21 protein-coding genes are annotated in these 24,710 nt (G+C 59.6%); 19 read left to right on the forward strand and 2 right to left on the reverse strand.

Annotated features, from left to right (window positions below; all coding sequences use genetic code 11):
- Window position 1: 1 nt before the first annotated feature.
- The 16 genes from BLR31_RS18540 (at window position 2) to BLR31_RS18610 (ending at window position 20,213) form a co-directional block, all read left to right on the forward strand.
- Entirely contained in the window at window positions 2-1,381 is a 1,380-nt protein-coding gene (locus tag BLR31_RS18540; RefSeq protein ID WP_244505137.1) for a phage terminase large subunit, read from the forward strand.
- 2 nt (window positions 1,382-1,383) lie between these two features.
- Entirely contained in the window at window positions 1,384-1,635 is a 252-nt protein-coding gene (locus tag BLR31_RS18545) for a hypothetical protein (protein WP_090598947.1), read from the forward strand.
- Window positions 1,635-3,275 carry a portal protein gene (locus BLR31_RS18550; protein ID WP_090598951.1) on the forward strand — a complete coding sequence of 547 codons (1,641 nt, stop codon included), beginning with the start codon at window positions 1,635-1,637 and terminating at the stop codon, window positions 3,273-3,275. The genes BLR31_RS18545 and BLR31_RS18550 overlap by 1 nt, the downstream gene beginning before the upstream one ends.
- Entirely contained in the window at window positions 3,275-3,583 is a 309-nt protein-coding gene (locus tag BLR31_RS18555; protein WP_090598954.1) for a hypothetical protein, read from the forward strand. Before BLR31_RS18550 ends, BLR31_RS18555 begins: the two co-directional genes overlap by 1 nt.
- Window positions 3,580-4,569 carry a hypothetical protein gene (locus BLR31_RS18560; RefSeq protein ID WP_090598959.1) on the forward strand — a complete coding sequence of 330 codons (990 nt, stop codon included), beginning with the start codon at window positions 3,580-3,582 and terminating at the stop codon, window positions 4,567-4,569. The genes BLR31_RS18555 and BLR31_RS18560 overlap by 4 nt, the downstream gene beginning before the upstream one ends.
- A gap of 160 nt (window positions 4,570-4,729) precedes the next feature.
- Window positions 4,730-5,566, forward strand: coding sequence for a phage capsid protein (locus BLR31_RS18565; protein WP_090598963.1), 837 nt, complete (start codon window positions 4,730-4,732; stop codon window positions 5,564-5,566).
- Window positions 5,567-5,579: 13 nt separating this feature from the next.
- The gene (locus BLR31_RS18570) at window positions 5,580-5,861 is read left to right on the forward strand and encodes a hypothetical protein (RefSeq protein ID WP_090598967.1); all 282 of its coding nucleotides are present in this window, start codon (window positions 5,580-5,582) and stop codon (window positions 5,859-5,861) included.
- A 104-nt stretch (window positions 5,862-5,965) separates the two neighbouring features.
- Entirely contained in the window at window positions 5,966-6,424 is a 459-nt protein-coding gene (locus BLR31_RS18575) for a hypothetical protein (RefSeq protein WP_090598970.1), read from the forward strand.
- 20 nt (window positions 6,425-6,444) lie between these two features.
- Complete coding sequence (locus tag BLR31_RS18580) at window positions 6,445-7,059, forward strand: phage connector family protein (protein WP_143009437.1); 615 nt, start codon at window positions 6,445-6,447, stop codon at window positions 7,057-7,059.
- A complete protein-coding gene (locus tag BLR31_RS18585; RefSeq protein ID WP_090598979.1) occupies window positions 7,059-9,770 on the forward strand; it encodes a phage tail protein in 2,712 nt (903 codons plus the stop codon). The genes BLR31_RS18580 and BLR31_RS18585 overlap by 1 nt, the downstream gene beginning before the upstream one ends.
- A 10-nt stretch (window positions 9,771-9,780) precedes the next feature.
- On the forward strand, window positions 9,781-10,143 hold the full coding sequence (locus tag BLR31_RS18590; protein ID WP_090598983.1) for a hypothetical protein: 363 nt from the start codon (window positions 9,781-9,783) through the stop codon (window positions 10,141-10,143).
- Window positions 10,113-10,610, forward strand: coding sequence for a virion core protein, T7 gp14 family (locus BLR31_RS18595; RefSeq protein WP_143009438.1), 498 nt, complete (start codon window positions 10,113-10,115; stop codon window positions 10,608-10,610). The genes BLR31_RS18590 and BLR31_RS18595 overlap by 31 nt, the downstream gene beginning before the upstream one ends.
- On the forward strand, window positions 10,611-13,247 hold the full coding sequence (locus BLR31_RS18600) for a lysozyme (protein ID WP_090598991.1): 2,637 nt from the start codon (window positions 10,611-10,613) through the stop codon (window positions 13,245-13,247).
- Window positions 13,247-17,470, forward strand: coding sequence for a coiled-coil domain-containing protein (locus BLR31_RS22120; protein WP_090598994.1), 4,224 nt, complete (start codon window positions 13,247-13,249; stop codon window positions 17,468-17,470). The genes BLR31_RS18600 and BLR31_RS22120 overlap by 1 nt, the downstream gene beginning before the upstream one ends.
- A 31-nt stretch (window positions 17,471-17,501) precedes the next feature.
- Window positions 17,502-17,651, forward strand: coding sequence for a hypothetical protein (locus tag BLR31_RS21815; RefSeq protein ID WP_176762760.1), 150 nt, complete (start codon window positions 17,502-17,504; stop codon window positions 17,649-17,651).
- A 75-nt stretch (window positions 17,652-17,726) separates the two neighbouring features.
- Window positions 17,727-20,213, forward strand: a complete 2,487-nt coding sequence (locus tag BLR31_RS18610; protein WP_090598998.1) for a hypothetical protein — start codon at window positions 17,727-17,729, stop codon at window positions 20,211-20,213.
- A gap of 250 nt (window positions 20,214-20,463) precedes the next feature.
- Here BLR31_RS18610 and BLR31_RS18615 read toward each other — a convergent pair whose 3' ends face one another.
- Window positions 20,464-21,948 carry a rhamnan synthesis F family protein gene (locus tag BLR31_RS18615; protein WP_090599001.1) on the reverse strand — a complete coding sequence of 495 codons (1,485 nt, stop codon included), beginning with the start codon at window positions 21,946-21,948 and terminating at the stop codon, window positions 20,464-20,466.
- 103 nt (window positions 21,949-22,051) lie between these two features.
- On the opposite strand from BLR31_RS18615, the gene BLR31_RS18620 reads away from it, so the two are divergent.
- The 3 genes from BLR31_RS18620 to BLR31_RS18630 are packed head-to-tail and all read left to right on the forward strand — an operon-like array spanning window position 22,052 to window position 23,578.
- Window positions 22,052-22,828 carry a glycoside hydrolase family 19 protein gene (locus BLR31_RS18620; RefSeq protein WP_090599006.1) on the forward strand — a complete coding sequence of 259 codons (777 nt, stop codon included), beginning with the start codon at window positions 22,052-22,054 and terminating at the stop codon, window positions 22,826-22,828.
- Between the two features lie 12 nt (window positions 22,829-22,840).
- Complete coding sequence (locus BLR31_RS18625; protein ID WP_090599009.1) at window positions 22,841-23,260, forward strand: hypothetical protein; 420 nt, start codon at window positions 22,841-22,843, stop codon at window positions 23,258-23,260.
- A 42-nt stretch (window positions 23,261-23,302) separates the two neighbouring features.
- Complete coding sequence (locus BLR31_RS18630; RefSeq protein WP_090592562.1) at window positions 23,303-23,578, forward strand: hypothetical protein; 276 nt, start codon at window positions 23,303-23,305, stop codon at window positions 23,576-23,578.
- Window positions 23,579-24,101: 523 nt separating this feature from the next.
- On the opposite strand, the gene BLR31_RS18635 is transcribed toward BLR31_RS18630, so the two are convergent.
- A complete protein-coding gene (locus BLR31_RS18635) occupies window positions 24,102-24,521 on the reverse strand; it encodes a C40 family peptidase (RefSeq protein WP_176762761.1) in 420 nt (139 codons plus the stop codon).
- Window positions 24,522-24,710: the final 189 nt, after the last annotated feature.

Below are 24,710 nucleotides of genomic sequence, written 5' to 3' on the forward strand. Positions count from 1 at the left end.
CGTGACATTCCAGCTCACGCGCAAGCAAGAAGCGCAGCGCGACCTGATGGGCTCGGACGCTGCGCATGTGATGGCGTTTGGTGGCTCTCGATCGGGCAAAACATTCGGCTTTGTGCGCGGGACCGTGACCAGAGCAGTGGCGCACCCCAGCCGCCATGTCATGCTGCGGTATCGGTTCAACGCCATCAAGACGTCGATCATCCTCGACACACTGCCCAAAGTGATGGAGCTCTGTTTCCCTGATCTGGCGCCTAAGTGCTCGATGGATAAAACGGACTGGTTCTTTGCCATCCCGACTGATGACAGCAACAGCCGGCACTCTCGGAAATGGTCGGAAATCTTTTTCGGTGGGCTCGATGACAAGGCCCGGACTGAAAAAATCCTCGGCCAAGAATATGCGACGGTGTTTCTGAACGAATGCTCGCAGATCCCGTGGGCGTCTCGCAATATCGCCATGACGCGCCTGGCGCAAAACACGCCGCTGCGGCTCAAGGCATATTACGACTGCAACCCGCCGGGGATGGCGCATTGGACGTATCGGCTGTTCATCGAGAAGCGCGACCCTGACAGGCGCACTGGCATAGCGAACCCGTCCAATTACGGGGCGCTGCTGATGAACCCCGCCGACAATCAGGAAAATCTGCCGCCTTCCTACATGGAAGAGCTGCAGGCCATGAATGAGGCCATGCGGCGGCGCTTCCTGCTGGGCCAGTTCGCTGACTTGTCCGAATCGGCGCTGTGGACGCTCGAGCTGCTAGACCAGCAGCGCATCGTTGACGGCAACATTCCCGAGATGGTGCGGATCGTTATCGCGATCGATCCTTCTGGCGCCTCCGGTGAAGAGGACAAGCGCTCTGATGAGGTCGGCATGGTGGTGGTCGGTCTGGGTCGCGACGGCAGGGGATATCTGCTCGAAGACCTTTCAGGGCGCATGGGGCCAGCCCAGTGGGGCAAGGCTGCTGTTGCTGCCTTTGATCGGTACGAGGCCGATTGCATCGTGGCGGAAGAGAATTTCGGCGGCGCTATGGTGGCGGAAGTCATTCGGGGCGCTGCAACCGATCGAGACCGCAAGACAGGCGGACAGGTTCCTTACCGGGCAGTGCATGCCAGTCGCGGCAAGATCGTGCGGGCTGAACCCATTTCGGCGCTCTACGATCAGCAGAAGATTTCACATGTCGGCTATTTCCCCGACTTGGAAGACCAACTCTTGGCCATGACGACGGCAGGCTATGTCGGCAGCAAATCCCCGGACAGGGCTGACGCTCTGGTCTGGGCGCTGGCGCATCTGTTCCCCGCAATGACCAAGAAAGAGGCGCCCGAGGGCGGGCACAGGAAACCACAGGTATTGCGCGGTCGCACGCGCTCAAGCGCCAGGAGATAGCCATGGGCGGACTTTTCGGCGGCAAGCGTCGCAGCGAACCAGTAGCAACGCCGGCCAAGCCTGCGCCACAGCCAGACAGTGCGCTGGCGGACGATCCCCGCCCGATGCCGGACCCGGAATCGCCCGCTGCGCGTCGAGCCGCAACGGAAGAGCGCAACCGCGTGTCTCGGCGTTCCGGGCGTGTTTCCACTGATCTGACCATGCGCCAGCGGCGGCAGCGTGAGCAGCCTCGCTCGGCGCTGGGGAGCTTTTAATGGATACTCGCGCAAAAGAGCTTTGCAGGATTGGTAAGGGGCTGTTCACCAAAAAGCACTCCTGGCACAACCTCTGCCAAGACATTGCGGAAAACTTCTATCCGATGCGTTCCGACTTCACGCAGACGATCGACTTCGAGGATTTTTCCAGAGAACTTGCCGAATCCTCTCCAGTGCTGGCCCGTGAAACGCTGGGCAACGCCATCCATGCCATGCTGCGGCAGGGTAAGTGGTACGAGGTTCGCACGGGGATCGAGGAAATCGATGAAGAGGACAGCAACCGCATAGCGCTGGACTATGCCTCCAAGCGCTTGCGCCAACTGGTGGACGATCGCCGGTCGCGTTTCGTGCCGGCTATGATCGAGGCTGACCATGATTGGGTCGCGTTCGGCAATCCCGTCATTTCGGTCGAGGAAAGCCAGAACCGCGATCATCTGCTGTTCAAGGCGCACCATCCACGTGACGCTGCATGGCTCTACAATGCCGACCACAAGGCCGACCATATCCATCTCAAGGTGCCGATGACTGCCAAGACGCTGGCCGGCAAGCGGGGCTGGACGCTTCACCAAGAGGTCAAGGACGCAGCGGAGAAAGACCCATCGCGCAAGGTCAACGTTGAGCTCGTCGTGTGCCCGTTTGATCTGCTCTATGGCGACGATCCCAAGAAGCGGCGCGAGGCGCGGGGCATGGAGTTCCGCGTGCTCTATATCGACGTGGACCACGAAGTCACGATGTACGACGGAGCGCTGCCGGTCTTCAACTTCGTCCTGCCGCGCTGGCGCCAGATGGGTAACTTCGCGCAGGGTTTCAGCCCGGCTGCGACGATCGCGCTGCCTGACGGTCGCATGATCCAGTCAATGCGCAATGTCCTGATGGAGCAGGGCGAAAAGGCTCTTGATCCTCCGTTTGTCGCCAAGGGTGAAATCTTTCGCAATGACGTCTTCGACGTGCGGGCCGGTGGCCTGACGTATGTGGACATGGAAGAGGACAAGGATATCCGTGAAGCGCTGATGATGCTGGACAGCTCCGGCGCCGTGGGCTTCGGGCTCGACATGGTTCAGGATGTGCGCGGACTTATTGCCGAGGCGTTCCTGCTCAACAAACTGACCCTGCCCAACACGCGGGAAATGACGGCATATGAGACGCAACAGCGGATGGAAGAGTTCCGGCGCGCTGCGCTACCGTTCTTCCAGCCGATCGAGAGCGAGTATCATCTGCCGCTGCTCGATATCGCCTTCTCTCTGGCTGCTCATCGCGGGGCGATCCGCTTTGACGAGTTCCCCGACGCGCTCAAGGGCGAAGAGGTGACGTTCCAGTTCGACAGCCCGCTGAACACTGTGGACGGTCGCAAGCGTGTTGCCGCCCTGGCTGAGACGCTGCAGATCGCTGCGGCCTCGGCAGAGTTCGACAATACGGTGCCCTCGATGCTCGATGTCCGGAAGGCAACGAAAGACGCCATCATCGGCACGGGCGCAGAACCCGACTGGCTCAAGAGCGAAGAGCAGCAGGCGACGGAAGCGGAGCGCGAGCGGCAAACCCAGCAGCTCGCACAGGCAGCACAGGCTGCGCGCGAGGGGGCAGGGGTTGTCAGTGACGTCGCGGCAGCGACCAAGGCGGCGCAAGAGGCGGGCTTGGCATAATGGCAAAGCATGCACACACGCCGGCCGAATATTCTGCGGCAGATGTCGCAGCCATCCGCGCGCTGCATGAGGGTGTCGCCAATGAGGGGCAACAGCGTCGCGCAATGGAATGGATCATCCGCAACGCCTGCGGAATGTACGATCTGAGCTACCGACCCGGTGGCCAGGATGGGGATAGAGCAACGGCTTTTGCGGAAGGCAGGCGGTTTGCCGGTCTCCAGATTGCCAAGATGCTCACGCCCGAAGTGCTCAAGGCTGTGTCAAGAGGTGACGCGGCATCGAGCGACAGCAAAACGAGGCAAGAATGATGCGATTTCTCGATGCGGACGTGATCCGTTATCCCCTATTTGCGCCAGAAGACGGCGGCGCTGCTGCTGGTGATGGTGCCGAACCCGGCAAAAAAGAGCCCGCTGACGGCGGGGAAGGCGGCGCGGCGGCTGATGGTGCTGCCGGTGACGACAAGGGCGTTGACAAGAGCGCGCTGAACGCTGGCGCCGGTAAAGACGATGGGGCAGGCGACAAGCCCGGCACTTGGGGCGATGACTGGCGCGACAAGATGGCGGACGGCGATGCCGATCTGGCCAAGTTGCTGTCTCGCTATGGATCTCCGCGCGATGCGGTAAAGGCCCTGCGCGATACCCAGACCAAGCTGCGCACTGGCAAGGGCAAGACGGACGCGCCTGACGGCTCGGACCCCGAAGCGCTCAAGGCTTGGCGCAAGGATAACGGCATTCCCGACGACGCAACGGGCTACGGCATCCCCGATACGGTCAAGGACTTGGTGACCGACGACGACAAGCCATTGCTGTCGAGCTTTACCGAGTTCGCCCATGAGCGGAATTTGCCGCAAGGCGCGCTCGATACCGCGCTGGAGTGGTATTTCCAGAGCCAGGACCAAATCCTGACCGAACAGGCCGCAACCGACAAACTGGCGTCTGAGACGGCGATCGATGAGCTGCGACAGGACTATGGCCGGGAATACCGGGCCAACAGTCAGTTGGCGAAGGACTTCATTGCCAGCATTCCCGGTGTCGGTGATAGCTGGGGTGAGGCGCGCATGCCTGACGGCCGGCGCCTGGGCGATAACCCGGATTTCATTCGCTGGGCAGTCGAGCAGGGCCGTTTGACCTTCGGGGATTCGGCCTTTGCCAATGCTGACGCCGAGGCGAAACACAACAGCCGCAAGGCTGAAATCGAGCAAATCCGCAATACCGACTTCGAGCGGTACGAGAGCGAAGGGCTCGACAAAGAGATGCGGACGATCCTGGAGAAGGAGGAAAAGCGAAAGCGCTAACCTCACTCTGATCGACCACGTAGCCGCCTTCGGGCGGTTTTTTCTTGCCAGACTGACAGCCCCGAATTGCTGCGGCCTCCCCGGAAACGGCCCCGCTTGCTTTTCGGCCTCCCTCGATGTGCAGGCGCTCCCTCAAACGACATTCTGAAAGGACTGAGCAATGGCTATCGAAGCCGCTGTTACCCAGTACCGTAAGGACTTCGTGCCGGCCTTTGAGCAGAAGGCATCCATGCTGCGCATGGCGGCGACGAAGGAAAGCGTTGTCAACGGCAACCAGGCCACCTTTGTGGTGACTGGCTCCGGTGGTGACACTGCCGTGACCCGTGGAACGAACGGGCTCATCCCTTACGGCAACCCCACCAACAACCAGTACACGGCAACGCTGGTTGAGAAGCACGCACCCTATGAGCTGACCGGCTTTAACGTGTTTGCTTCGCAGGGCGACCAGATCAAGGGCATGCGTAATGCCTCGATCAACGTCATCAACCGCGACATCGATCTGACGATGCTGTCGGAATTGTCTAACGCGACGCAGGACTTCAACACGGGCACCAATGCCGTTGACGCTCTTGTGGGTGCACAGGCGATCCTCGGCAACTCTGACGTCGACGTCGAGGAAGAGGACAACATGTTTGCAATCATCAGCCCGGCATTCCGTGCCGCTCTGATGGGGCTCGATGAGTTCTCGAGCGCAGACTATGTCGACATGAAGGTTTACGCCGGTCCGGCCCGCAAGGTGCGGCGCTTCGCAGGCATGAACCTGATTACCTCCAGTCGCGTGACCGGCAAGGGAACGGCCAGCGAAGAGCTGTTCGTCTTCCATCGCTCGGCCATCGGCTACGCGATCAACGTTGGCGAGGACAAAGTTTTCGCCGGCTACGACGAAAAGCAGGACCTGTCCTGGTCCCGTGCCACGGTCTATCACGCTGCCAAAATTCTCCAGAATAGCGGCATCGTGAAAATCACCTGGAACGGCTCGGGCTACGTGGCCACGTAAGGAGATCTGATCGATGGCATATTCGACTGACAACCCTCCCGCCCTCATTGCGCAGGGCATTGGTGGTGGCGGCCGTCTGTGGTTCTACAAGTCCACCGACGCCGCGACCGCTGTCCGTGTTTCGGGCTACTTCACCAATGGCTATGACCTCGGCATGCGTGCCGGCGATCTGGTTATTGTCGTGGACACCGACGCCGCACCAATTGCGATGCAATTGATGATCGTCACTTCGGCAACATCGACTGCTGTCGACCTGTCGGATGGCGTCGCGGTCACGGCGACCGACACCGACTAAGGCCACTCCCGGCTTCGGCTGGGCAAAGTGCCTCCTTTACCCGGTCGAGGGGCGGGCCTTGAGCCTGCCCCGAACCGACCGCGCAACCTCAGAGGTGAATTTAAATGAAGACCTTGCAACCGACCGCGATGCGCGCGGCTGGCGCTGATTACGTTCGCACCTATCATCACGTCACCGTCGACAATGATGTGACGATGGACGACATTCTGCGCCCCAATTTCTGGGCCCACCACACTGGCACGCTACGCGCCGGCGATCTGGTTGACGTTCTGTCGAAAGACATGTCGCTGGACGTGCAGCTGCGCGTGATCGGTAAGGGTGTCGGCTACGTCAACCTTCGGCCTCGGATGGCCTATGTCGCCAAGGACCGCGACGAAACGATTGTCGCAGAGAACGGCGATGACCTGCCGGACATTCCGGACAATTACACGGTGACCTTCACGCCGATGACGAAATGGCGGGTCCACACCAAACAGCCGCACAACGAAATCCAGCGCGATCTGCCTTCGAAAAAGGCCGCGATCGAGGCGGCGATTGAACACAGCGCCAAGGCCAACGGCTAAGGCGAAAGCGAGGGCTGAGCATGGCAACGGATCGTCTGCGCCAGTACAATGGCGCTCTGCAAATGCTGGGGCAGACCCGCATTGCCAATCTTTCGGTCAATGAGAAATCCCGCCGCGAACTGGATGCGGCATGGGATGAGGCGAATGAATACATGCTCTCAAAGGGGCTGTGGAATTTCGCCATTCGATCGTCGGAAATGGCTTTTGACGATGATGTCGAGCCGGTCAGTGGATATCGTTACGCGATCAAAATCCCTGACGACTTCGTGCGGATTGTGACGCTCTCTGCGACCGGCTTTGCCGATCAGGAAATGGAGCGGTATCAGAACGAAAACGGCTACTGGTTTTGCGATTATAGCGAGGCATTCCTGCGCTATGTCTCATACGACGCTGAATATGGGATGGACCTCGGGAAGTGGCCCCCGGCATTTGCTCTGGCCCATCAAGCCTATCTCGCTTTCAAGTCTGGCCTGCCGGTCACTGGCGACAAGGGCACGCGCAACGACGTATGGGGGCTGCACAAGCGGCTTCTGAGCGAGGCGAAGGTGAGTGACGCCATCGAGCAGCCTGTTGCCCGCCGTCCGGCTGGGCGTTGGGCCAGAGCGCGTTACGGGCGCCACGGGAGCCAACGCTAATGGCCAAGATGGAGACCGTTAACCAGCAGTTTAATGTCGGCGTTATCGACAAGGAAAAGCTGCACCGGCAGGACTTGCTGCGGGTCCAGATCGGCGCTGAGGTGCAAACCAATCTGCTCGGGGCCGTGACAGGCGAAATGTTTATGCGGCCTGGATTTGAGTATCTGGCTCCGGTCAAGGACAACGATCGCGGACGCATCTGGGCCTACTACCGGTCGGACGAAGAACGGGCGATCCTTGAATTCACCGACGAGACGATGCGCGTCTGGGTGGAAGACGAATTGCTGACCCGCACAGCGGTCTCTGCGACGGTGACAAACGGTGATTTCAGCTCGGGAACGGGCTGGGTCACATCGGCAAGCCCATCCGTCTTGATCGGCGGTGGCATGCTGCAGATCGCCGCTGTCGGCAAGGGGCGAACCGGGTATTGCCGCCGCGAGGTTACGGGCAGCAATCCCGGTGTTGAGCACGCCCTGCGCATTGTTGTGACGCGCGGGCCGGTCACGTTCAAGGTGGGGGGTGGGGCTGGATCGTCAAATTACTTTGGGCCAACCGTTTTGGGGACTGGCGTCCACTCTGTGGCCTTTACGCCGGTTGGCTCCGGCAATTTCTGGGTGGAGTTCAGCACCGACCAGGTGCTTGACCGCGCCTTTGTCGACTCGATCCAGATCGAGGCCGCTGGCGTCGTGGAAATTCCGACCCCCTGGACCGTGGACGATTTGAGCCGCCTACGGCTTGATCCTAGCCTCGATGTCATCTTCGCGGCATGCCCCGGGCACCAGCAGAGACGCATAGAGCGGCGCGGGCAGACCTCGTGGTCCGTCACCAAGTATCAGGCGTTTGATGGCCCCTTCGCCTCTGGCAAGCCGTTTGAAGGCACTGTCACCGACTTTATGGGCACCAATGGGCTGCAGACGTCCACGGCATGGATGCAAGTGAGTGATGTCGGCGGGCTCATTCGCACATTCTCGGAGCGCAAAGAGTTTTCGCAACGCCTTGCTGCGGGTGGCGTCTATACCGATCCCATTCGGGTGACCGGCGTCAATGCGACTGACTACAACGATCGGGAATTTAGCGTCTCGATTACCGGCACATGGTCAGGCACACTCAAGACGTTTCGCAGCTTTGACGGCCCAGACTTTGGCTACCGTCCGTTCCGGCGTGAGGCGCCGGGCTCAACGATCGATATCACGGCCAATGCAAGCTTTACGAACGACGATGACGACGACAATGCCATCGTTTGGTACCGCGTCGGGTTTGAGCCGGGCGACTATACCAGCGGAGTGGCCCTTGTCGGGATGGAATATGCCGGCGACCAGGCAATCAACGTCTTTGAAATCGAGACCGTCAACCCAACCACGCAGTTGACTGCTGACGTGGCTATCCGGCGCCTCGAGGATGGCGACTACGAAACAAGCGAATGGGAGGTCTCGGACTGGCCATTCGTCTCAGGGTGGCCCACTGCGGTATCGCTCCATGAAGGGCGTCTGTTTTGGTCCGGCCGCGATAAGCTGTGGGGTTCGATTTCGGACGCGTTCGATAGCTTTGACGACAGTTTCGAGGGCGAGGCCGGGCCGATCAACCGCGCGATTGCAACCAGCGGCTCGAATGAGGCGCAGTGGATGCTCTCGCTTGAAGAGCTCGTCATTGGCACGGGCACATCGGTTGTCAGCGCCAGGGCGTCGTCTCAGGGCGAAATTCTGACCCCGGACAGTCTGACCATCAAGGTTTTGAAAGGGTCTATCGGCTGCGCCCCGATAGGGGCCGTCCAAATCGGTAATGAGGGTCTGTTTGTCGATGCGACGCGGCGCGGCATATTCCTCGTTCGCTGGACTGGCGCGGGCTACGCGGTAAACGACATCTCGAAGCTGACCAAAAGCATTTTTTCCGCGGGGATTGTTGAGCTCGCCGTACAGCGTTCGCCTGATCCGCGCGTATGGGCGGCACTGGAAGACGGCAATCTGGCCTGCGTTCTCTATGATCCCGACAATGAGGTGCTGGGCTTTTTTCTGGTCGAGACAACGGGCGCCGTGGAATCGGTCACAGTGCAGCAGAGTACTGTGCAGGATCGCGTCTATGCATCGATCCGTCGCGAGGTCGATGGAGAGACCGTTCGCTATTTTGAGAAAATGGCGCTCGACAGTGAGGTCAAGCCTTCCACGCTTTGCAAGACAATGGACAGCTTCGCTGTGTTGACGCCCACAGGGACGCTGATCAGCGGCCTTGATCATCTTGAAGGTGAAACTGTTGTCGCCTGGGCTGCAGGCGGTCCGATCGTCAACGGTGACGGATCGCGGCGCGAGTTTGTCGTGACGGGCGGGAATGTGTCTCTGCCGGCGGGCTACGAGAACACCCAGACGGTTCTGGGTCTTCCCTATCGCGGTCGGTATAAATCGGGGCGTTTGGGCAGTGGCGTTGAGGGGTATAGCCCGACCATGAAGCGCAAGCGGCTGGTCGATACGGGCCTGCTTATGACGGATTTTGTTCGCTCCGGTGTGAAGTTCGGTTCGGACTTCGACGCGCTCGATGACATGCCCTCGCTCGATGAGAGTGGCGCGGCAGCGCAGGCGATCGTGCTCAATGATGTGCGGGATGAGCAGCCGTTTCCGGTTGACGATGGCTTTGACCTGGATAGCCGCGTGTGCGTTGAGGTCAATTCGCCCTTTACGGCCAAGTTTCTGGCGATGCGCCTGGGGATCGAAACTGTCTGACATTCGCGTCGTGGCGGTGAGCCGGGCGCAGTTGGCCGAACTGACCGGCTATGACGTCGATATGCCGATCGCTGGTTATGTAGGGATCCGCGACAATCGCATGTTTGGCTGGGGCGGTCTCGCGTGGGGCGGCGGGCGCTGTTGGCTTTTCCTGTCCGTTCTCGAAGAGCCCAGCGCTATCGTCGTGTGGCGCTGGGCCAAGCGAATGCTGGTCAAAGCCGTCCAGCTTGGTGAGACCGAAATCTACACGCCGCGCGATCGGCAGCATGAAACCTCCGAACGCCTTCTGTCGCGGCTCGGGTTCACCTTCCACGGTATGGAACAAGGCGAGGAAATCTGGCTATGGCACCACTCCCAGTCATCGCAGGCATAGCCGGGGTTGCCGGTGCCGGCCTTCAAATTGTTGGCACGATGGCGCAAGCGCGTGGGCAGCGCGAAGCTGGAAAAGCTGCGGAAGAAGACGCCTATTTCGAGGCTGCGCAGCTTGAAGACAACAGCAAGGAAGAGTTTGCCGCCTCTCAGCGCGATGCACTTGAACGTCGTCGCGAGGGGCGGCTTGCAAACTCAGCCGCACAGGCCCGCGCTGCGGCGTCGGGTGGCGGCGCTGGTGCAGATGCTCCGACGATCATGCGTATCATGGGCGACATCGCCTCAAGGGCTGAATACGGGGCGCAGGCGGCGCTGTTCGGCGGGGAAAGCCGCCGTGCTGGCATGTTCACTCAAGCTGAGGCTACGCGCCGCACAGGGCGCTCTCAGCGCCGTGGTTCCGAACTGAGCGCAATGGGCACGATGTTCTCGGGCTTGAGCAGTGGTTTCTCTTCCTTGGCGGGGGCATTTTAGATGGCGCGTATTCCAACAGCGGCGGAAATCTCCGGGCCGGGCTCATTGCGGACGGGGCGTTCCATTGCGCGCCAAGACACGACGGCGGAAGGGCGCGGGCTGGCCGATTTTGGCAGCGGATTGCGTCAAGCCGGGGCGGTGGCGGTCGCATTCGGGGAGCAGGAGCGGCAGAAGGCCCTTGCGCTCGAGCTTAGCAAGGCCGATGCCCAGTACAATAGCGGCCTGATCGGCATCGAAAACGGCTTCAATCAGGATGGGAATTATTCGACCTGGGGGCAGCGAGCGCAGCAGTCGACGCAAGAGCTACTCTCAAGCTCGGCAAACCTGATTTCCGACCCGGAAGCGCGCCAGTTGTGGCTGCTGGACAAGCAGGCGCACGCCACTGGCTTTGTGGATCGCATCGGGGATCGTTCCTTTGCCCGCGTGCAAGAGCAGCAAGTGGTCGATCTCGGGCAGGCGATCGAAACGAACTACAATATCCTGACCGACCCCAGCCGGCCAGAAGAAGAGCGCGAACGCGCACGCCTCGACATCGAAGGGGCAATTGCGGTCAATGAGCAGACGGGACTACTGGCGCCCGGAACGGCTCAAGAGTGGCGCGAAACCTTCCTGCAGCAAGGCGACTATGCTCTGGGGCAGAACGCTGTCGATTCCGGGGAATTTACCGGCCCGCTGCCCCAAGGTGATACGGCGGCAATCCTGCGGTCGTTTGAAGGGTTCCAGACAAGCCCTTATTGGGACGTGAACGCCTATCGCATTGGCTATGGCTCGGACACGATTACGCGGGCCGATGGCTCTGTGGTTCGGGTGCAGCCTGGAATGATGGTGACGCGGGAAGATGCGGAGCGCGATCTGGCCCGGCGCATTCGGGAATTTGAGCAAGTCGCGGTGCGCAATGTCGGCGTGGACGCCTGGGCAGCATTGCCGCCCCAGACGCGCGCTGCGCTGACATCGGTTACCTACAACTATGGCGAAATCCCTCCCCGGATTCGGGACGCGGTGCGCGGTGGTGATCCCGTGGCGATTGCAGATGCTGTGGCCTCGCTCCAAAACGACAATGGCGGCGTCAATCGGGAACGCCGGCTAAAAGAGGCTGCGATCATTCGGGGCGAAGGCAATCCGGAATGGTATCAGCGCTTGCCGCCAACGCAGCGGATCGCCATTGACCAGATGGCCGCGTCGCGCCAGTCGCAGCAGGCGTCTGCGGCACAGGCTCGTGCGCAATCGGAATATGCGGCACACAAGGGCAGCATTGAGCTTGGCATCCGGACGCGGGACATCGTGTCCGAACAGCAGATCCTCAACGATGCGATGCTGACCGACAGCGATAAAGCAACGCTGTTGAATACGCTGCGCACTGAGGTCGGGCGCGTAAGCGATGCGCAGAATTTTCTGGCGAGCTGGCAGGCAGGGCAAAGTGCCGGGCTCAACCCCTTCAACTCGGACAACCGGCGGTTGGTTGATGATGTCTTCGATGAGTTGCAAACGGCTGTGCCGGCAGAGCAACGAGAAGCGGCCACAACCCAGCTTATCGCTGACACTGGCGTCGTGCCGTCTCAGGCCATTGCGGACGTGCGGCAGGGGCTTACGGGCACAGATACGGCTGCGGTAACGCGTGCGCTGCAGACTGCTGCGATGCTGACCGATACCGCCCCGCAAGGGCTAATGGCTGTGGAGCACGGCAGGGAAGTGCGCGACGCTGCCGACATGTACAACGCTCTAGTCAACGGTCGTGGCTTCACTGCCGAACAGGCGGCGCAGCAATACATGCGGATGAATGACCCGGCGCAGCAGCAGCGTGTCGAGGTTTTGCAGGCGCGCTGGACTGAGGATCGCAAGTCGCTTGGCCCGCAAGATATCGTGCAAGAGTTCGGGGCCGGGTTCCTCGGGTTCGGCGCTGTGTCCACAGGCGTGACGATCGAACAGCAAGAGGCAGTCTTGGCGGACTATATGTCCTTTGCCGAGGACGCCTATCTGCAGGCGAACGGTGATATCGCTGTGACCAAGCAACTGGCCATCCAGGAGATGCGGCGGACCTATGGGGTGAGCAGCGTTTCGGGCAATGCCGCACTGATGAAATTCCCCCCCGAGAATTTCTTTCCATCCGTTGCCGGCAGTCATGACTATCTGCGCGATATCGTCATGCGTGATGCGCGATCAATCGAAGCGACATCTCAGAATGCCATGCTGGTGGGAACGACAGAAACGGCGCAGGACGTCTCGGCAGGCATGGTGCCGCGATATAACCTCTACTACCAGACGCCTGACGGGGTCTGGAACATGGCGCCGCAAATGTTCACGCTGGGCGATGAGGTCCAGCAGCTCCAGACACTCCAGAGCCAGCGAAACCAGCTTGAAGGCGAACGCGCCCGGGTGATGGTTCAGTGGCGCCAAGACGTTCAGAGCGGCATGCCGTTGGAAGAGGCGCAGGCGCGGGCCGAGGCCGCTGATGCAGCGCTGGTCGAGCAGATGAATGCCCTCGGCGGGCAGGCCAGCGAAGTGCGGGGCAATGGTCCTGTCGAAGAGAGCAGCGATTATTTCATTCCCAACGATATGGCCGAAAGACTGATGCAAGAGCAGGAGAACTTTGTGCCGGGACAGCCGATTGACTGGTTTAATCAGCAGGGGCGCAACTAATGGCCCTGGTTGATCGCCCTCAAACTCGGATCAGCAATCCCAACGACATGACGGGGATTGACCTGCGGCCGCCCTCGGAAGAGGTGGACGTTGGACCGGGTGCTTTGATCGGCGCCGCGTTCCGGATGGAAAACCCTCTTGTGTCGATGTTGTCGCGGCAATCTGCGGGCGGGCCGGTCGATCCTGACTTTGATTGGTGGGGCTCGATTTCAGGCACGCCATATGAGCCATACAGTGCGCGCTTTGCAAACGTCTTCAACCGGGCGCAGGCCGATGCGCTGAAAGCCCAGATCGACAGGGAGAATGCTGACCGTCGCACGATCGATGCTGCGGGCGGATGGGGTCTTCTGGCTTCAATAGGTGCTGGCGTGTTCTCGCCCGAGATACTTCTGCCCGGTGGCAACATCTATCGCGGGGTAAGGGCTGGGCAGGCCGCGGCACGCACAGCGGTCTCTACAGCGACGTGGGCGGGCGTTGGGGCCACTACAGCGGAACTTGCGCTCCAGTCCACTCAGGAGACGCGCACGGCCACGGAAAGCGCCTTGAACATCGGCGGGTCTGTGATCCTGGGCGGCGCGCTCGGCGGTGGCATCTCTGCAGCGGTTTCGCGCATGGATTGGGCGCGGTTTTCAGCGGCGGCTGATGCTGATCTGCGCCAGCCCTTTGATGGCGTCGACCCACAGCGCGCCAATGAGGATGCGCTGCAGGGCGAATTGCAGCGACGACTGGCCAGCAACGAGACGGCCAGTGATGCTGGCGCTGCGGCGCGAACCGTCGACACACTCGAAGACCTGACCATTGCCGGGCGTGCTGCCCAGTTCACGGGGCAGGCGTTTGGCGGGCTCAATCCTGTCTTGCGGACGCTGCAAAGCCCGTCCGTTGAGGTGCGCAACATTGCCACTCGCCTGTATGAAAACCCGATCTACATGCGCAAGAACATGGAAGGGCAAGCCTCGGCACCGGGCGTCGAAACACTGGTCAAGGAATACACGCAAGGCCATGTGGCGCGTGCGATCGAGCAACACCAAAATATCTATCGCGAGTTCCGGCAGAATGGCGGGACCATGAGCCAGTCCGATTTCAATCGGGCAGTGGGCCAAGCTATGCGGCGATCTGATACCGCGGCGGATCCCCGCGTGTCCAAGGCAGCGGAAGCGTGGCGGCGCGATGTGTTCAATCCGCTGAAAGAGCAGGCGATCGAGGCGGGGCTGCTGCCGGCCGATGTGTCGGTCTCGACAGCGGAATCGTATTTCAGCCGGGTTTACAATGTGCCGATGATGATTGCGCAAGAGCAGCGCTTCAAAGGCATTGTGCGAAACTGGGCCGATGAGGTGATTTCCTCGCTGCAGTTCAAGTCGGAAGAGATCACAATCGGCAACAGGATTGTTGAGGCTGAAACGGCAGCGGATCAATTCTCGGCGGCTCGGCAGCGGTTCGAGACGTCGACGCAAAACCTTGAAGCGCGAGAAGCGCGCCGGGCCGGGATGGTTCGCAATCTTGAAGAAACAGAGCTGTCGCTTATGCAGGCTCGTGAAGAGGCCCCGCCGCCTGAGCTGCTGCGCATCCTGCGCAATGCCGGTGACACTCAGGACGCCATCACTGCCGTGCGGGAAGCGCGCCAGGCGCGGCGCTCTGGCGCCAATCGCAGCTATCGCGAACGCTTCCCCGTTCTAAGCCTGCTGCGCGACCGTGGCGGGGTTCGGGTGGGTACGCCACTTGATGCGGATCTTCGGGCGCTGGGCGTCACTCCCCAGTCGCATCCTGGGCTATTCCGCAAGGCTGGCGGACGAAGCGATGTCGATAATCTGGTCTGGGGGGAAGACGAGATTTTGACACAGAACCTCAACCCGATCGAGAACGGCTATCTCGCGCCCAATGACATCATGGAAGCAATTCGCGCCGAAATTGGCGGCACTCCGCTGCGCACGGAAGACCAACGGATGATGGATCAGAACGTTGATGCGCTGGTCGACTATGCCGATTCGTGGTTGGATCAGGTCGGGCTGGGTCGCAATGCGTCGGTCAAGGAGGTGCGGGACTATCTGCGCACCATCACCGCGGCAAATCGCCAATATGACGACATGATTGCCCGTGTCGATCGGCTTGAGGCTGAGCTTCAAAAGTTCGACACTGCGACCGATCCGCTGGTCAATGAGCGCATTGTGCGGGAAGAGGCCATGATCGAGGCCGAAACCCAGATGCAGGCGCTCAATGAGGAAATCCTGCAGTACCAGGATATCGCGCGCGCTTCGCCGAATGTCGGCATCATCCTCGACTATGCGACTGCCAAACGTGACCTGGGCAAACAGCGGATCAGGCAGAGCGCTGTGGCGCGCCGTGTCCAAGCGCTAAAGCGTGTCGAGCAGCGCGGGCGCCTCAACGATGATTTGGCCCGCGAATTGCGTCTGAAGACAGACGAGCTGACACGGTTCGATCCTGCCATCAATCGGCTGGAGGCCAAAGTTGAGAAGCTGCAGCCGATGCTGCCCAAGATGCGCCAGGAGCTTCCTGATTTCGTCTCGGATGCCGACCGGCAAGACTACGTCAACGAGATCGTCAACAACATCTATGACACGCTGTTGGGTCGCAATGCGGACGGGGAAATCCCGCGCGATATCGTGGCTGCGACGCGCGGGCCGCTGAAAGAGCGGACGTTCAACATTCCTGACCGCATGATTGAGGACTTTCTTGAGAGTGACGTGGAGAAGGTGGCCCGGCGCTATGCCCGTGTGATGGCGGCTGATGTCGAGCTGACGCGGACATTTGGCCGGGCGGATATGAAAGAGCAGATCGATGCTGTGCGGGCTGAGTACACGACGGCACGCGAACGCGTTGAGGCTGACCTTGACGATGCTGGCAATCCCAAAAATACGCCGCGCGCCCAGATCGAAAAGCGCCTCCGTGAGCTGACTAATCGGGAAAAAACGGACGTGCAGGATATCCGCGCGCTGCGCGACCTGATCCGGGGCACATACAAGCGCGAAGAGAACGCCAGCAACTACGCTCGAGTGGCGCGCGTCGCTGGCACACTCAACTATCTGCGGGCGCTGGGCGGTGTGACCATCTCGTCGCTGTCCGACGTCTCGCGCCATGTGATGGTCCACGGGCTGGGGCCGGTGATGAATGACGGGCTGGTGCCGATGATCCGAAACCTGAAGGGGTTCAAGATGTCGGTGCAAGAGGCAAAGACCGCCGGAGCTGTCACTGAACGGCTGCTCAACACAAGGCTGGCGACCTGGGCGGACATCGCTGACCCTTATTCCGCCTCGTCGCCTTTTGAGCGGTTTATGGACAATACCGCGGCAGTGTTCTCCAAACTCAACGGCCTTGTGTTCTGGAACGACTTTCAGAAGAGCTTTGCGTCGGTGCTGACCCAGAGCCGCATCCTGCGCGGTTCCACCGACTATGCCAGCCTGGGCAAGCGCGAGCGGGCTTATCTTGCCTATCTCGGGATTGATGCGGGCATGGCAGAGCGGATTGGGCGTCAATTCCAGCGCCATGGCACGACAGAGGACGGCGATATTCGTGTGGCCGGCACTGACGACTGGGATGACATCGAGGCGCGACGCATCTACCGCGCTGCAATCAACAAGGACGTCGACACAACGATTGTGACGCGCGGTGTTGGTGATGTGCCGCTATTCATGCACACGCCCACGGGGCGGCTCGTGGGGCAGTTCAAGAGCTTTGCGTTGGCCAGTAACCAGCGAATGCTGATGCGGGGCTTGCAGGAGCGGCCATCAGGATTTGTCGCCGGCACGATGATGGCCGCGACTGTCGGCATGATGATTTACTGGCTCAAGTCGGTGGAATCGAACCGCATGGATGATATATCCGACAATCCGGGCCGATGGATCGCAGAAGGGCTCGACCGATCAGGCATCTTCGCCTTGGCCTTCGAGGTCAACAATACTGTGGAAAAGGCTTTCGGCGTCGGTGCGTATGGGGCGCTCTCGGCATTGTTCCCGAGCTCGGATCAGGACGGCAAGTCGAGCCGCTACATTATGCGCTCGACGGCAGCAGGCTTCGCGGGGCCAACGGCTGATTTCATTGATACGGCGGTGCGTGCTGTGGCCGCGATCAAGGACACGACAAGCGGCGACGGGCTCACCGAAGGCGATATCAACGCCATTCGCAGGCTGGCGCCGTTTGCGTCTCTTCCTGGCATTCGATCATTCGTTGAGTATGTCGGCATTCCGGCAGTTGTCGAAGGCGTAAACTAGAGGCATAATCCTGCAAGTTAGAGGATCTGTGATGACTGACTTGCTGGCGACGCTTGTGATTTTCGGCCTGACGTTATGGGCCGTCAAACACGTATCGAACGCCTATGGCATAGCCTGGGGTGTCGCGACGTTTGTTGCCGTTCCAGTAGCGGCTGGCGCGGGGCTTGTCCTGCTGGGATAGCCCAACCACCACATCATTAATTGATCCCCCAAGGGCTGCTCTCGCGAGTGGCCCTTTTTCTTTGGAGCAAATCGCATGACGCAAATCGATCGCCTGGACGGGCTGTCGTCCTCGACCGCCATCAAGGGACCGTGCCGGGTGGCGACCTCGGCCAACATTACGCTGTCCGATTTACAGACGGTCGATGGCGTTGTGCTGGCCGGTGGCGATCGCGTGCTGGTGCGTGCGCAGACCGATGCCAAGCAAAACGGCATCTATGTCGTTGATACAGGAGAATGGCGGCGGGCTCGGGACTTCGCCAGCAATCGTGATATCCGCAAGGGGACGCGCATCGTTGTGACGTCTGGCACGACCTATGCGACCTCTGAATGGATTGCTACCACAGATGACCCCGTTGTGTTGGGCGCATCCTCTATCGGCTTCGCTCAGATATTCTTTTCCACGGGTTCGGATGTAACGATAAATTCCCCGGGGCTGGTCACTAAGCTTACCCTCCCAGACCTCAACGCGGTTACCCCGCCGGATGAAACCTTTGGCGGTGTCGTCCTCAATGATCCCGACGCCGATAACAATGGTTATTACTATCGCTCGGCCAATACGTGGGTTCGTGGGCTCGGATTTCCTAAAGCATATGGGATTGAAGAGATTGTTAGCCTCGGCGGCACGGCAAACGCTCAAACAGCCACTTTAGAGCCGGGCCTCTCTCCTGACGACGTGCGTGTGTTTTTTGCGCTGGTGGCCACTGACAACACCGGATCCATGACGCTGTCGGTCGGCGGCGAGACCCCGCGCCCTGTCCTCAACGTCGCCGGCAATCCTCTCTCTGCAGGCGAATGGACCGGTGTCGTGCTGTTCGTGCGCGACGGGAATGACTATCGGCTAATTATTGATGCGGGGGCTGCAGCCAGCGCGGCGCAGAGTGCGAGTGAGGCGGGTGATAGCGCCCTCTCCGCTGGTACCGACGCCGATCGAGCCGAAGCAGCCCGCGATGCCGCACTTGGGGCAGTGCCCAACGAGTTCACGCCCAACCGAACCACGCTCAAGGCTCTAGATACCGATACGATTACCCACGTTTACCTTACCGAACGGGGCCGTGAGGGGCAATTTATCTGGCGCACTGGCGACTACAGCGATGAGGTGGCGGCAGACACTGCCGAGGGCACTTACATTGAGGCTGACGCCGTTGCGGCAACGCACGGTGCGTGGGTGCGATCCAGGGAAACCTACACCGTCCTGATATTTGGAGCGGACCCTACTGGCGTTATGCCGTCAAATGACGCCTTCTCGATCGCGGCCAAAGTTTCACCTGCGCAGAATGAGGTGGAAGGCCCGCGCCGAAGCTTCCCTGCTGCAGATATCGCTCATGTCCGTATCCCACCAGGGGTCTACGAACTGACGGAACTGATCGATGTTGGCGGAAAGGAAATCTATTGGATTTTAGAGCCGGGCGCGCGTGTCATTGGTGCAGATTTCCTCAATGGGCATTTGATCCGCCATGATGGCACTGTCCTGAACAAAACACAGCCTTACGGCATCGTCTATGGAGCAGTTGGCACCGCTGCCAGGATCAGCGGTTCACTCGATGACAACCCTGAGATCACGGGGCTGAACGATGTAAATCTGTTGGGTGTTTATCCAACGCGAGATGCGGTCGCTATTTTTGCGCAGGCGGAGAGCCCCCCTGCGCTCGTCACGGTCGAGGCCCCCTCCTACACCGCCACCAGAATAACTCCGGTGTCTCCACTCTCCGCTGACGTTGTAAAGCGACTGCGCCGCGGCATGATCATCGATACCATCAGCAGTCCGGTTTATAGCGGCGCTATAAGCACATGGGCGGAGGACGGTTCATGGGTCGAGGTCGAAGATGGCTGGTTTGAAGTCACAGGGTCAGTCACAGAGCCCACCACACCGCCTGACGGCGCCGACGCCATATTCAATTCTTTCACCAAGATTTGGGCATTCAACGGGAATACAATCTTAAGAGAAAATAGCCCTGCAAGGGTCGCCTGCACCATGGAGCTTGGGTTCATCAACCAGACTTCCACGCCCATGACGGACGGACTCACTCCAGGGGAGCCATACGCATGGATATACGATGCGGTAGCATTGGGTGGGGCCGGCTCAAAAGCGACTGCTGGCTATATAGCCAGAGAAAACATGTTCTTCGGCTTCCAGAGCGCTGGTCCGGACATCGCGTTCTCAGCCAAACAGAACAATTCACTCGTTTTCTCGGTCAGTGGTGCAAATGGCAGCATTGAGATGGGTTCGAGGCTCGTCGCTGATCCAAGCACTATAGATTTTCACACATCCGGCACCGACAACGACTACGATACCAGGTTAATAGCTTTCGGCGGCACCTCCACTGCCGGGGAGGGCACATTGCGGCTAGACGCGGCCACCTTTGACATAAATTCTTCAGGAGGCTTGAGAGTGAACGGAACCAAGGTTTTGGGGCCGCAGCAAGGGGTTGTCAATAACTGCACCGATGACCCGGCCAATATACGAGACGTGGTGAACGACCTACTCTCAAAACTCAGAGCCCACGGATTGATAGCGACATGACCCCAGAACTAGCTAGGGCAACGTTGCAATTTTTGCAGCGTATCCAGCTGCAAGGCGCAGAAGTGCCAGCGTTTAACGCGGTTTGCGAAACGCCACCGTTACAATGCCGCACCCCGAAGACGATCAAGACGATAGAAGTGCGGCTAACCAGATGACCCGCGCCGACTAATGGAGTGGCATCGACAAATGACATTGGTCTTTGAATTTCTCTCGGTAGAAATATACTGACGCGAGTGCTGCTCTCTTCGGGTTAGCTCGGCGCGGGCCACTTGGAAAACAGCATTCGCATGTCGGGCACTGGTGGCAGGCTAGTCTCGACATGCTTGACCAGCGGAACCGGGAATCGCTCTTCAAACAAGCGGTCTATCACTCTGTCCGAAAAACAATGGCTCTGCTCCCCAGAGATAAGAGCCATTTTTACGAACGGGAAGCCGTCATCTAGCAGACGATCCCAATCCCATACCGTTGGGTTCCGCATGTGTCGATGAGCGGGGAAGATCGCGCCGCAGCTTACCCCGGCGCTGCGTAGCCGAGGGGCTAAAGTGATCTCATACTCTCGGATAACCTGGCTTTTCTCCGGGAGATTTACGATTTCACGGAAAAAGTCACGCGTCGCAGGGGACGCGAGCGCTTCGGACTTTAGTGAAAGATAGTAACTTTGCAGATGTTCAGCGTACTCAAAGTTCGAGGTTAAGCCTACTAACCCGCAGGAAGATGTTCGTATCTCCTGGGTAAGCTTGTGCAAGTTGTCTGTGCGTACTGGCCCGCAAATGCTGTCATTGGTCAGCAGGAGCTCATCGCCTTCTAACAGCCATGGAAGAGTCTTGACCACATGCGCCCAAGCAGCGAAGTCATACCCTACGTTTTCCCTTACGAAGACGTTCTTACAAGCGAACTGCAACATTGATGGGACTTCTACGTGCCGTACATCAGCCGCGACGATGAGATGCACGGCATATCCCGACTCATTCAGGGCAGTTGAGAGGCGGGTAACGTGCGGCTTGATGTTACCGTTTGCGCTGTGGGTAACGAGTAAAGCGTTTCGGTGGTATGCCTGCTGTGAAGCTATAAGTCTGTCGATCCAAGCAGATTCCACGCGCTCGCGGGGCTGCCCTGGTCGCGATCTGCTAACCCCATAGCCCTTGCCAACCCCTTCGCTTAGGTAGTGGAGGAGGGGGTTTGTAGTCCCTGTCTTGTACTGTTCAACATAGGTTTTGGAACAAAACCTCGGGGATGGGTCGAAGCCCTCATGACCATGCAGGATGAAGTGCTTAAGTGGCTCCATCCCGTTTAGGTGATCGCCATATTCGCGCAGATAAAAGTCCGTTTCAAAGTATGGGTTTGGGTGAAACCCTTTGGCGGAACCTTTATCGAGGAAATGGAACAGCGGGTTGTCCGCTCTCGCTTCTGCATACCGATCAGCATACCAATCCGTGCGGAACATGTAGCTTGCCCAGCGCCCTTCTTTGGCGCCACGGCTAAGGTAGTGCTCCTCTGGGTCAAGCCCTGCTTCCGCGATGTCGGGGTAAAAGTCTAGATAGAAGTCGGGGTCGAAGAGCTTGCTTTCCCGCAACCGTTGTAGGTCTGCGTCGGAAACCGGGATGAACTTATACGGGCGCCCCTCTTGGTGCCCGTGATTGAGCCAATGGCTCGTTGCGTCAACACCTGCGCGTGCAACGTCTGGATTGAGACGCAAATAAATCTCAGGATCGAAGTCTACCGGCAGTCTCTGCATACCCACTCCCAAATTGGCAGTCCTGTAAATAGTACAAAAGCGGGATCGTGAGAAGGACTACTTCCACACCCCACCCCGATCTAATCAACCATAGGTGACATCCATGAACAGCGCGTTTTTCGACGCGGTGCGCGCTTCCGTGTTCGGAGGGCGCATGACGCAGGCACAGGTGGACGGCACCATTGCCTTGCTGGAGGCCGGGAAACGCTATGGCGTGACCGACCGGCACCACATGGCCAATGTCCTTGCACAAGTTTTCCACGAGACAGGGCAGAACATGCTCGGGATCAAGGAAACCGTCATGCCCTCGCACAAGGACAAGAACCCGTCCGATGCGGAGGTTATCCGCCGCCTCGACCGCGCTTTCGCAGCCGGTCAGTTGCCATGGGTCAAAACCCCATATTGGCGGCAAGGGTGGTTCGGTCGCGGGCCAATCATGCTCACCCATGAGAACAACTATCGCAAGATGGGCAAGGCCATCGGCGTCGATCTGGTAGCGAACCCAAATCTGGCCATGGACCGCAACATTGGCGCATCCATCGCCGTGGTCGGCATGAGGGATGGCATGTTCACCGGGCGCAAGCTCTCGGACTATGCGTTCCCCGGCGCACTGGACGCGGCTGTTGCATCAAACCCCCGGCGCATCGTCAACGGGCAGGACGGCACAGACAAGCTCGTAGCCGACTATCACCGCAAGTTCCATGCGGCACTGACACATGCGGGCTGGAGCGTAGCAAGCCCCGCACAGCCGTCTAAGCCCAAGCCCGCCCCAGCACCCTCGCCAATCACTCCAGAGCAGCCCAACGGCTCCGCTGGCGCAGCGTTGGCCATTATCGCGGCGATCCTCGCCGCTGTCTCCTACTTCATCTTTGGTCGCTGAAAGGAAAGCACCATGTCGCCAATCCTCATCAACACCCTCATCGAGCATCTGCTTGTGCCGTTCGTCATTCTGCCATTCGTGGCGTGGATCGCTGCTCGCATCCATCAATGGACGGGCAAGGAAGTCGAGGCGCGTCACCGCGAGGCCCTGCAATCAGCGCTCCAGAACGGCGTGCTCTATGCCATCGACCTCTTCATCGAACGTGGTGGAAAGATAGACGTCACCGATCCGAACCTGATGGGTTCGCTTCTGGCCGACGCCAAGGACTATGTGTTCGACAGCGTGCCCGATGCGATCAAGCACTTCCGCCTGGACGATTTCAGCCTTGAGAAGTTGCTTCGACCGAAGCTTCCCACCTTCACCGACGCCGAGGCGCTTGCGATGAATAACGCCGCGACGGGACACAATCAGACGCACATCCCGCGCCGCTGACCCTCGCCCTGCCTGCCCACCCCTCAACGTGACGGGGGTCTTATGACACTCAAAGACGACGAGCCGTTCTCGGCCATACAACTGGCGCAGCTCAAGATGGTGGTCCGAGAGGCCGTCAAAGAGGAAATGGCCGATGCTGGGCTTCGCATTGACGACGCCAGTCACCAGGACGAAGCCAAGGAGGATTTCCGTTTCGTGCGGAGGCTCAGGAAGGCCGTTGACGGGGCGACGGGCAAGATCGGGGCGGCAGTGGTGCTCGGGTTGACCAGCGGCGTTCTATGGTTGATCTATCAGGGCATCAGGATTGCTGTGAAGTGATCCGATGCCCAAAATGCGATGCCGATGTGCCCGACTGGAACGCTCATAGGGTGTCTGGGCGGCTGCTCATCACCTTCCGGCACTGCGATCGATCTTACACCGCTGAGGCTGATTTCGTCGTTACAGAGATTCGGGAAGGGTTGAGGCTGGTGAAGCGGTAGGGTGTGGTCATCATGACCATACCTTCGACAACGCCGCCCAAAAAGGTTAGACGTTTTGCCGCTAAGTCATTGATTTGGGATGATGGGTTAGTCGTTTTGCGAAAGGCTAAGTGCTTGGAAACGCTTGCGGACTGTTGCAGTCAGAGTCCGTGGGTCTACCGTTAACCTATTCCCCAGTAATTGCGGGCTTGCCGCCGAGCACTGCATGGCCCGCCTCGGCGTCGGTGCGACGAGTGGCGCCTGTTTAGCGGCAGAAGGGGGTGATTTCAAGCCCGCAATTGCATTCTTTTTATTCCCGAGCGCAGTCGGCAAATAGAGCACCGGCTTTACGCCCAGGCGTTGGCGTCATAAGCGCAAGCGCCTTAGTGGACGACCGGCGCGCGCCAGGCGATGGCGCGGCTGGGGCTGTAGCAGCCCAGGGCAACGGAATTGGAGTAATTGCCCGAAACGATCTGCACCTGGCCATTGCCGCAATCGCCGACGACGACGCCCACATGGTTGGCCATCACCATGATCGACCCGATCTCGCCGGGCTGTGCGTTGGCGCCGTAATCGGCAAAATCACGCGCCATGTTCGATCCATGGGGTGCCAATCCGGTGCGGGCCAAAACGGTGTCGAGATAACAGGCGCACCAGCGGCCGGGGCAACCCGATGGCCGGCGTGCGCCCAATTCGTTGAGCATCACATTGATGACGGTTTGCGCATCGCGCGCTGGGGCCGGGTGGGCAAATAGAGGCAGAGACAGGAAGCCGACAAGGCAAGCAAAGACAAGACGCAACAACAATGATTGTCCTCGAGTTTTGGGCCAGTTGATCTGGCCGTGTAGAACAGGTCAAAAATATCGGGCCCGGACAGACCCGATGGTGGTGACGATGACTGGGCTGAAGACCGGCTGGACTGGACAAAACCAGACGCATTGAGGGCCCGTCTTCCGCCCCCCTCCCGGAAGCCGGCGATAAACGTGAATTTT

It is taken from the genome of Pelagibacterium luteolum (genome assembly GCF_900100665.1).
In the GTDB taxonomy this organism is placed as follows: Bacteria; Pseudomonadota; Alphaproteobacteria; order Rhizobiales; family Devosiaceae; genus Pelagibacterium; species Pelagibacterium luteolum.

Bases quoted from the DNA above. Each gene is read 5' to 3' on its own strand.
- BLR31_RS18545 (WP_090598947.1), top strand. From the start codon at position 1,384: ATGGGCGGACTTTTCGGCGGCAAGCGTCGCAGCGAACCAGTAGCAACG.
- BLR31_RS18550 (WP_090598951.1), top strand. From the start codon at position 1,635: ATGGATACTCGCGCAAAAGAGCTTTGCAGGATTGGTAAGGGGCTGTTC.
- BLR31_RS18555 (WP_090598954.1), top strand. From the start codon at position 3,275: ATGGCAAAGCATGCACACACGCCGGCCGAATATTCTGCGGCAGATGTC.
- BLR31_RS18560 (WP_090598959.1), top strand. From the start codon at position 3,580: ATGATGCGATTTCTCGATGCGGACGTGATCCGTTATCCCCTATTTGCG.
- BLR31_RS18565 (WP_090598963.1), top strand. From the start codon at position 4,730: ATGGCTATCGAAGCCGCTGTTACCCAGTACCGTAAGGACTTCGTGCCG.
- BLR31_RS18570 (WP_090598967.1), top strand. From the start codon at position 5,580: ATGGCATATTCGACTGACAACCCTCCCGCCCTCATTGCGCAGGGCATT.
- BLR31_RS18575 (WP_090598970.1), top strand. From the start codon at position 5,966: ATGAAGACCTTGCAACCGACCGCGATGCGCGCGGCTGGCGCTGATTAC.
- BLR31_RS18580 (WP_143009437.1), top strand. From the start codon at position 6,445: ATGGCAACGGATCGTCTGCGCCAGTACAATGGCGCTCTGCAAATGCTG.
- BLR31_RS18585 (WP_090598979.1), top strand. From the start codon at position 7,059: ATGGCCAAGATGGAGACCGTTAACCAGCAGTTTAATGTCGGCGTTATC.
- BLR31_RS18595 (WP_143009438.1), top strand. From the start codon at position 10,113: ATGGCACCACTCCCAGTCATCGCAGGCATAGCCGGGGTTGCCGGTGCC.
- BLR31_RS18600 (WP_090598991.1), top strand. From the start codon at position 10,611: ATGGCGCGTATTCCAACAGCGGCGGAAATCTCCGGGCCGGGCTCATTG.
- BLR31_RS22120 (WP_090598994.1), top strand. From the start codon at position 13,247: ATGGCCCTGGTTGATCGCCCTCAAACTCGGATCAGCAATCCCAACGAC.
- BLR31_RS21815 (WP_176762760.1), top strand. From the start codon at position 17,502: ATGACTGACTTGCTGGCGACGCTTGTGATTTTCGGCCTGACGTTATGG.
- BLR31_RS18610 (WP_090598998.1), top strand. From the start codon at position 17,727: ATGACGCAAATCGATCGCCTGGACGGGCTGTCGTCCTCGACCGCCATC.
- BLR31_RS18615 (WP_090599001.1), bottom strand. From the start codon at position 21,948: ATGCAGAGACTGCCGGTAGACTTCGATCCTGAGATTTATTTGCGTCTC.
- BLR31_RS18620 (WP_090599006.1), top strand. From the start codon at position 22,052: ATGAACAGCGCGTTTTTCGACGCGGTGCGCGCTTCCGTGTTCGGAGGG.
- BLR31_RS18625 (WP_090599009.1), top strand. From the start codon at position 22,841: ATGTCGCCAATCCTCATCAACACCCTCATCGAGCATCTGCTTGTGCCG.
- BLR31_RS18630 (WP_090592562.1), top strand. From the start codon at position 23,303: ATGACACTCAAAGACGACGAGCCGTTCTCGGCCATACAACTGGCGCAG.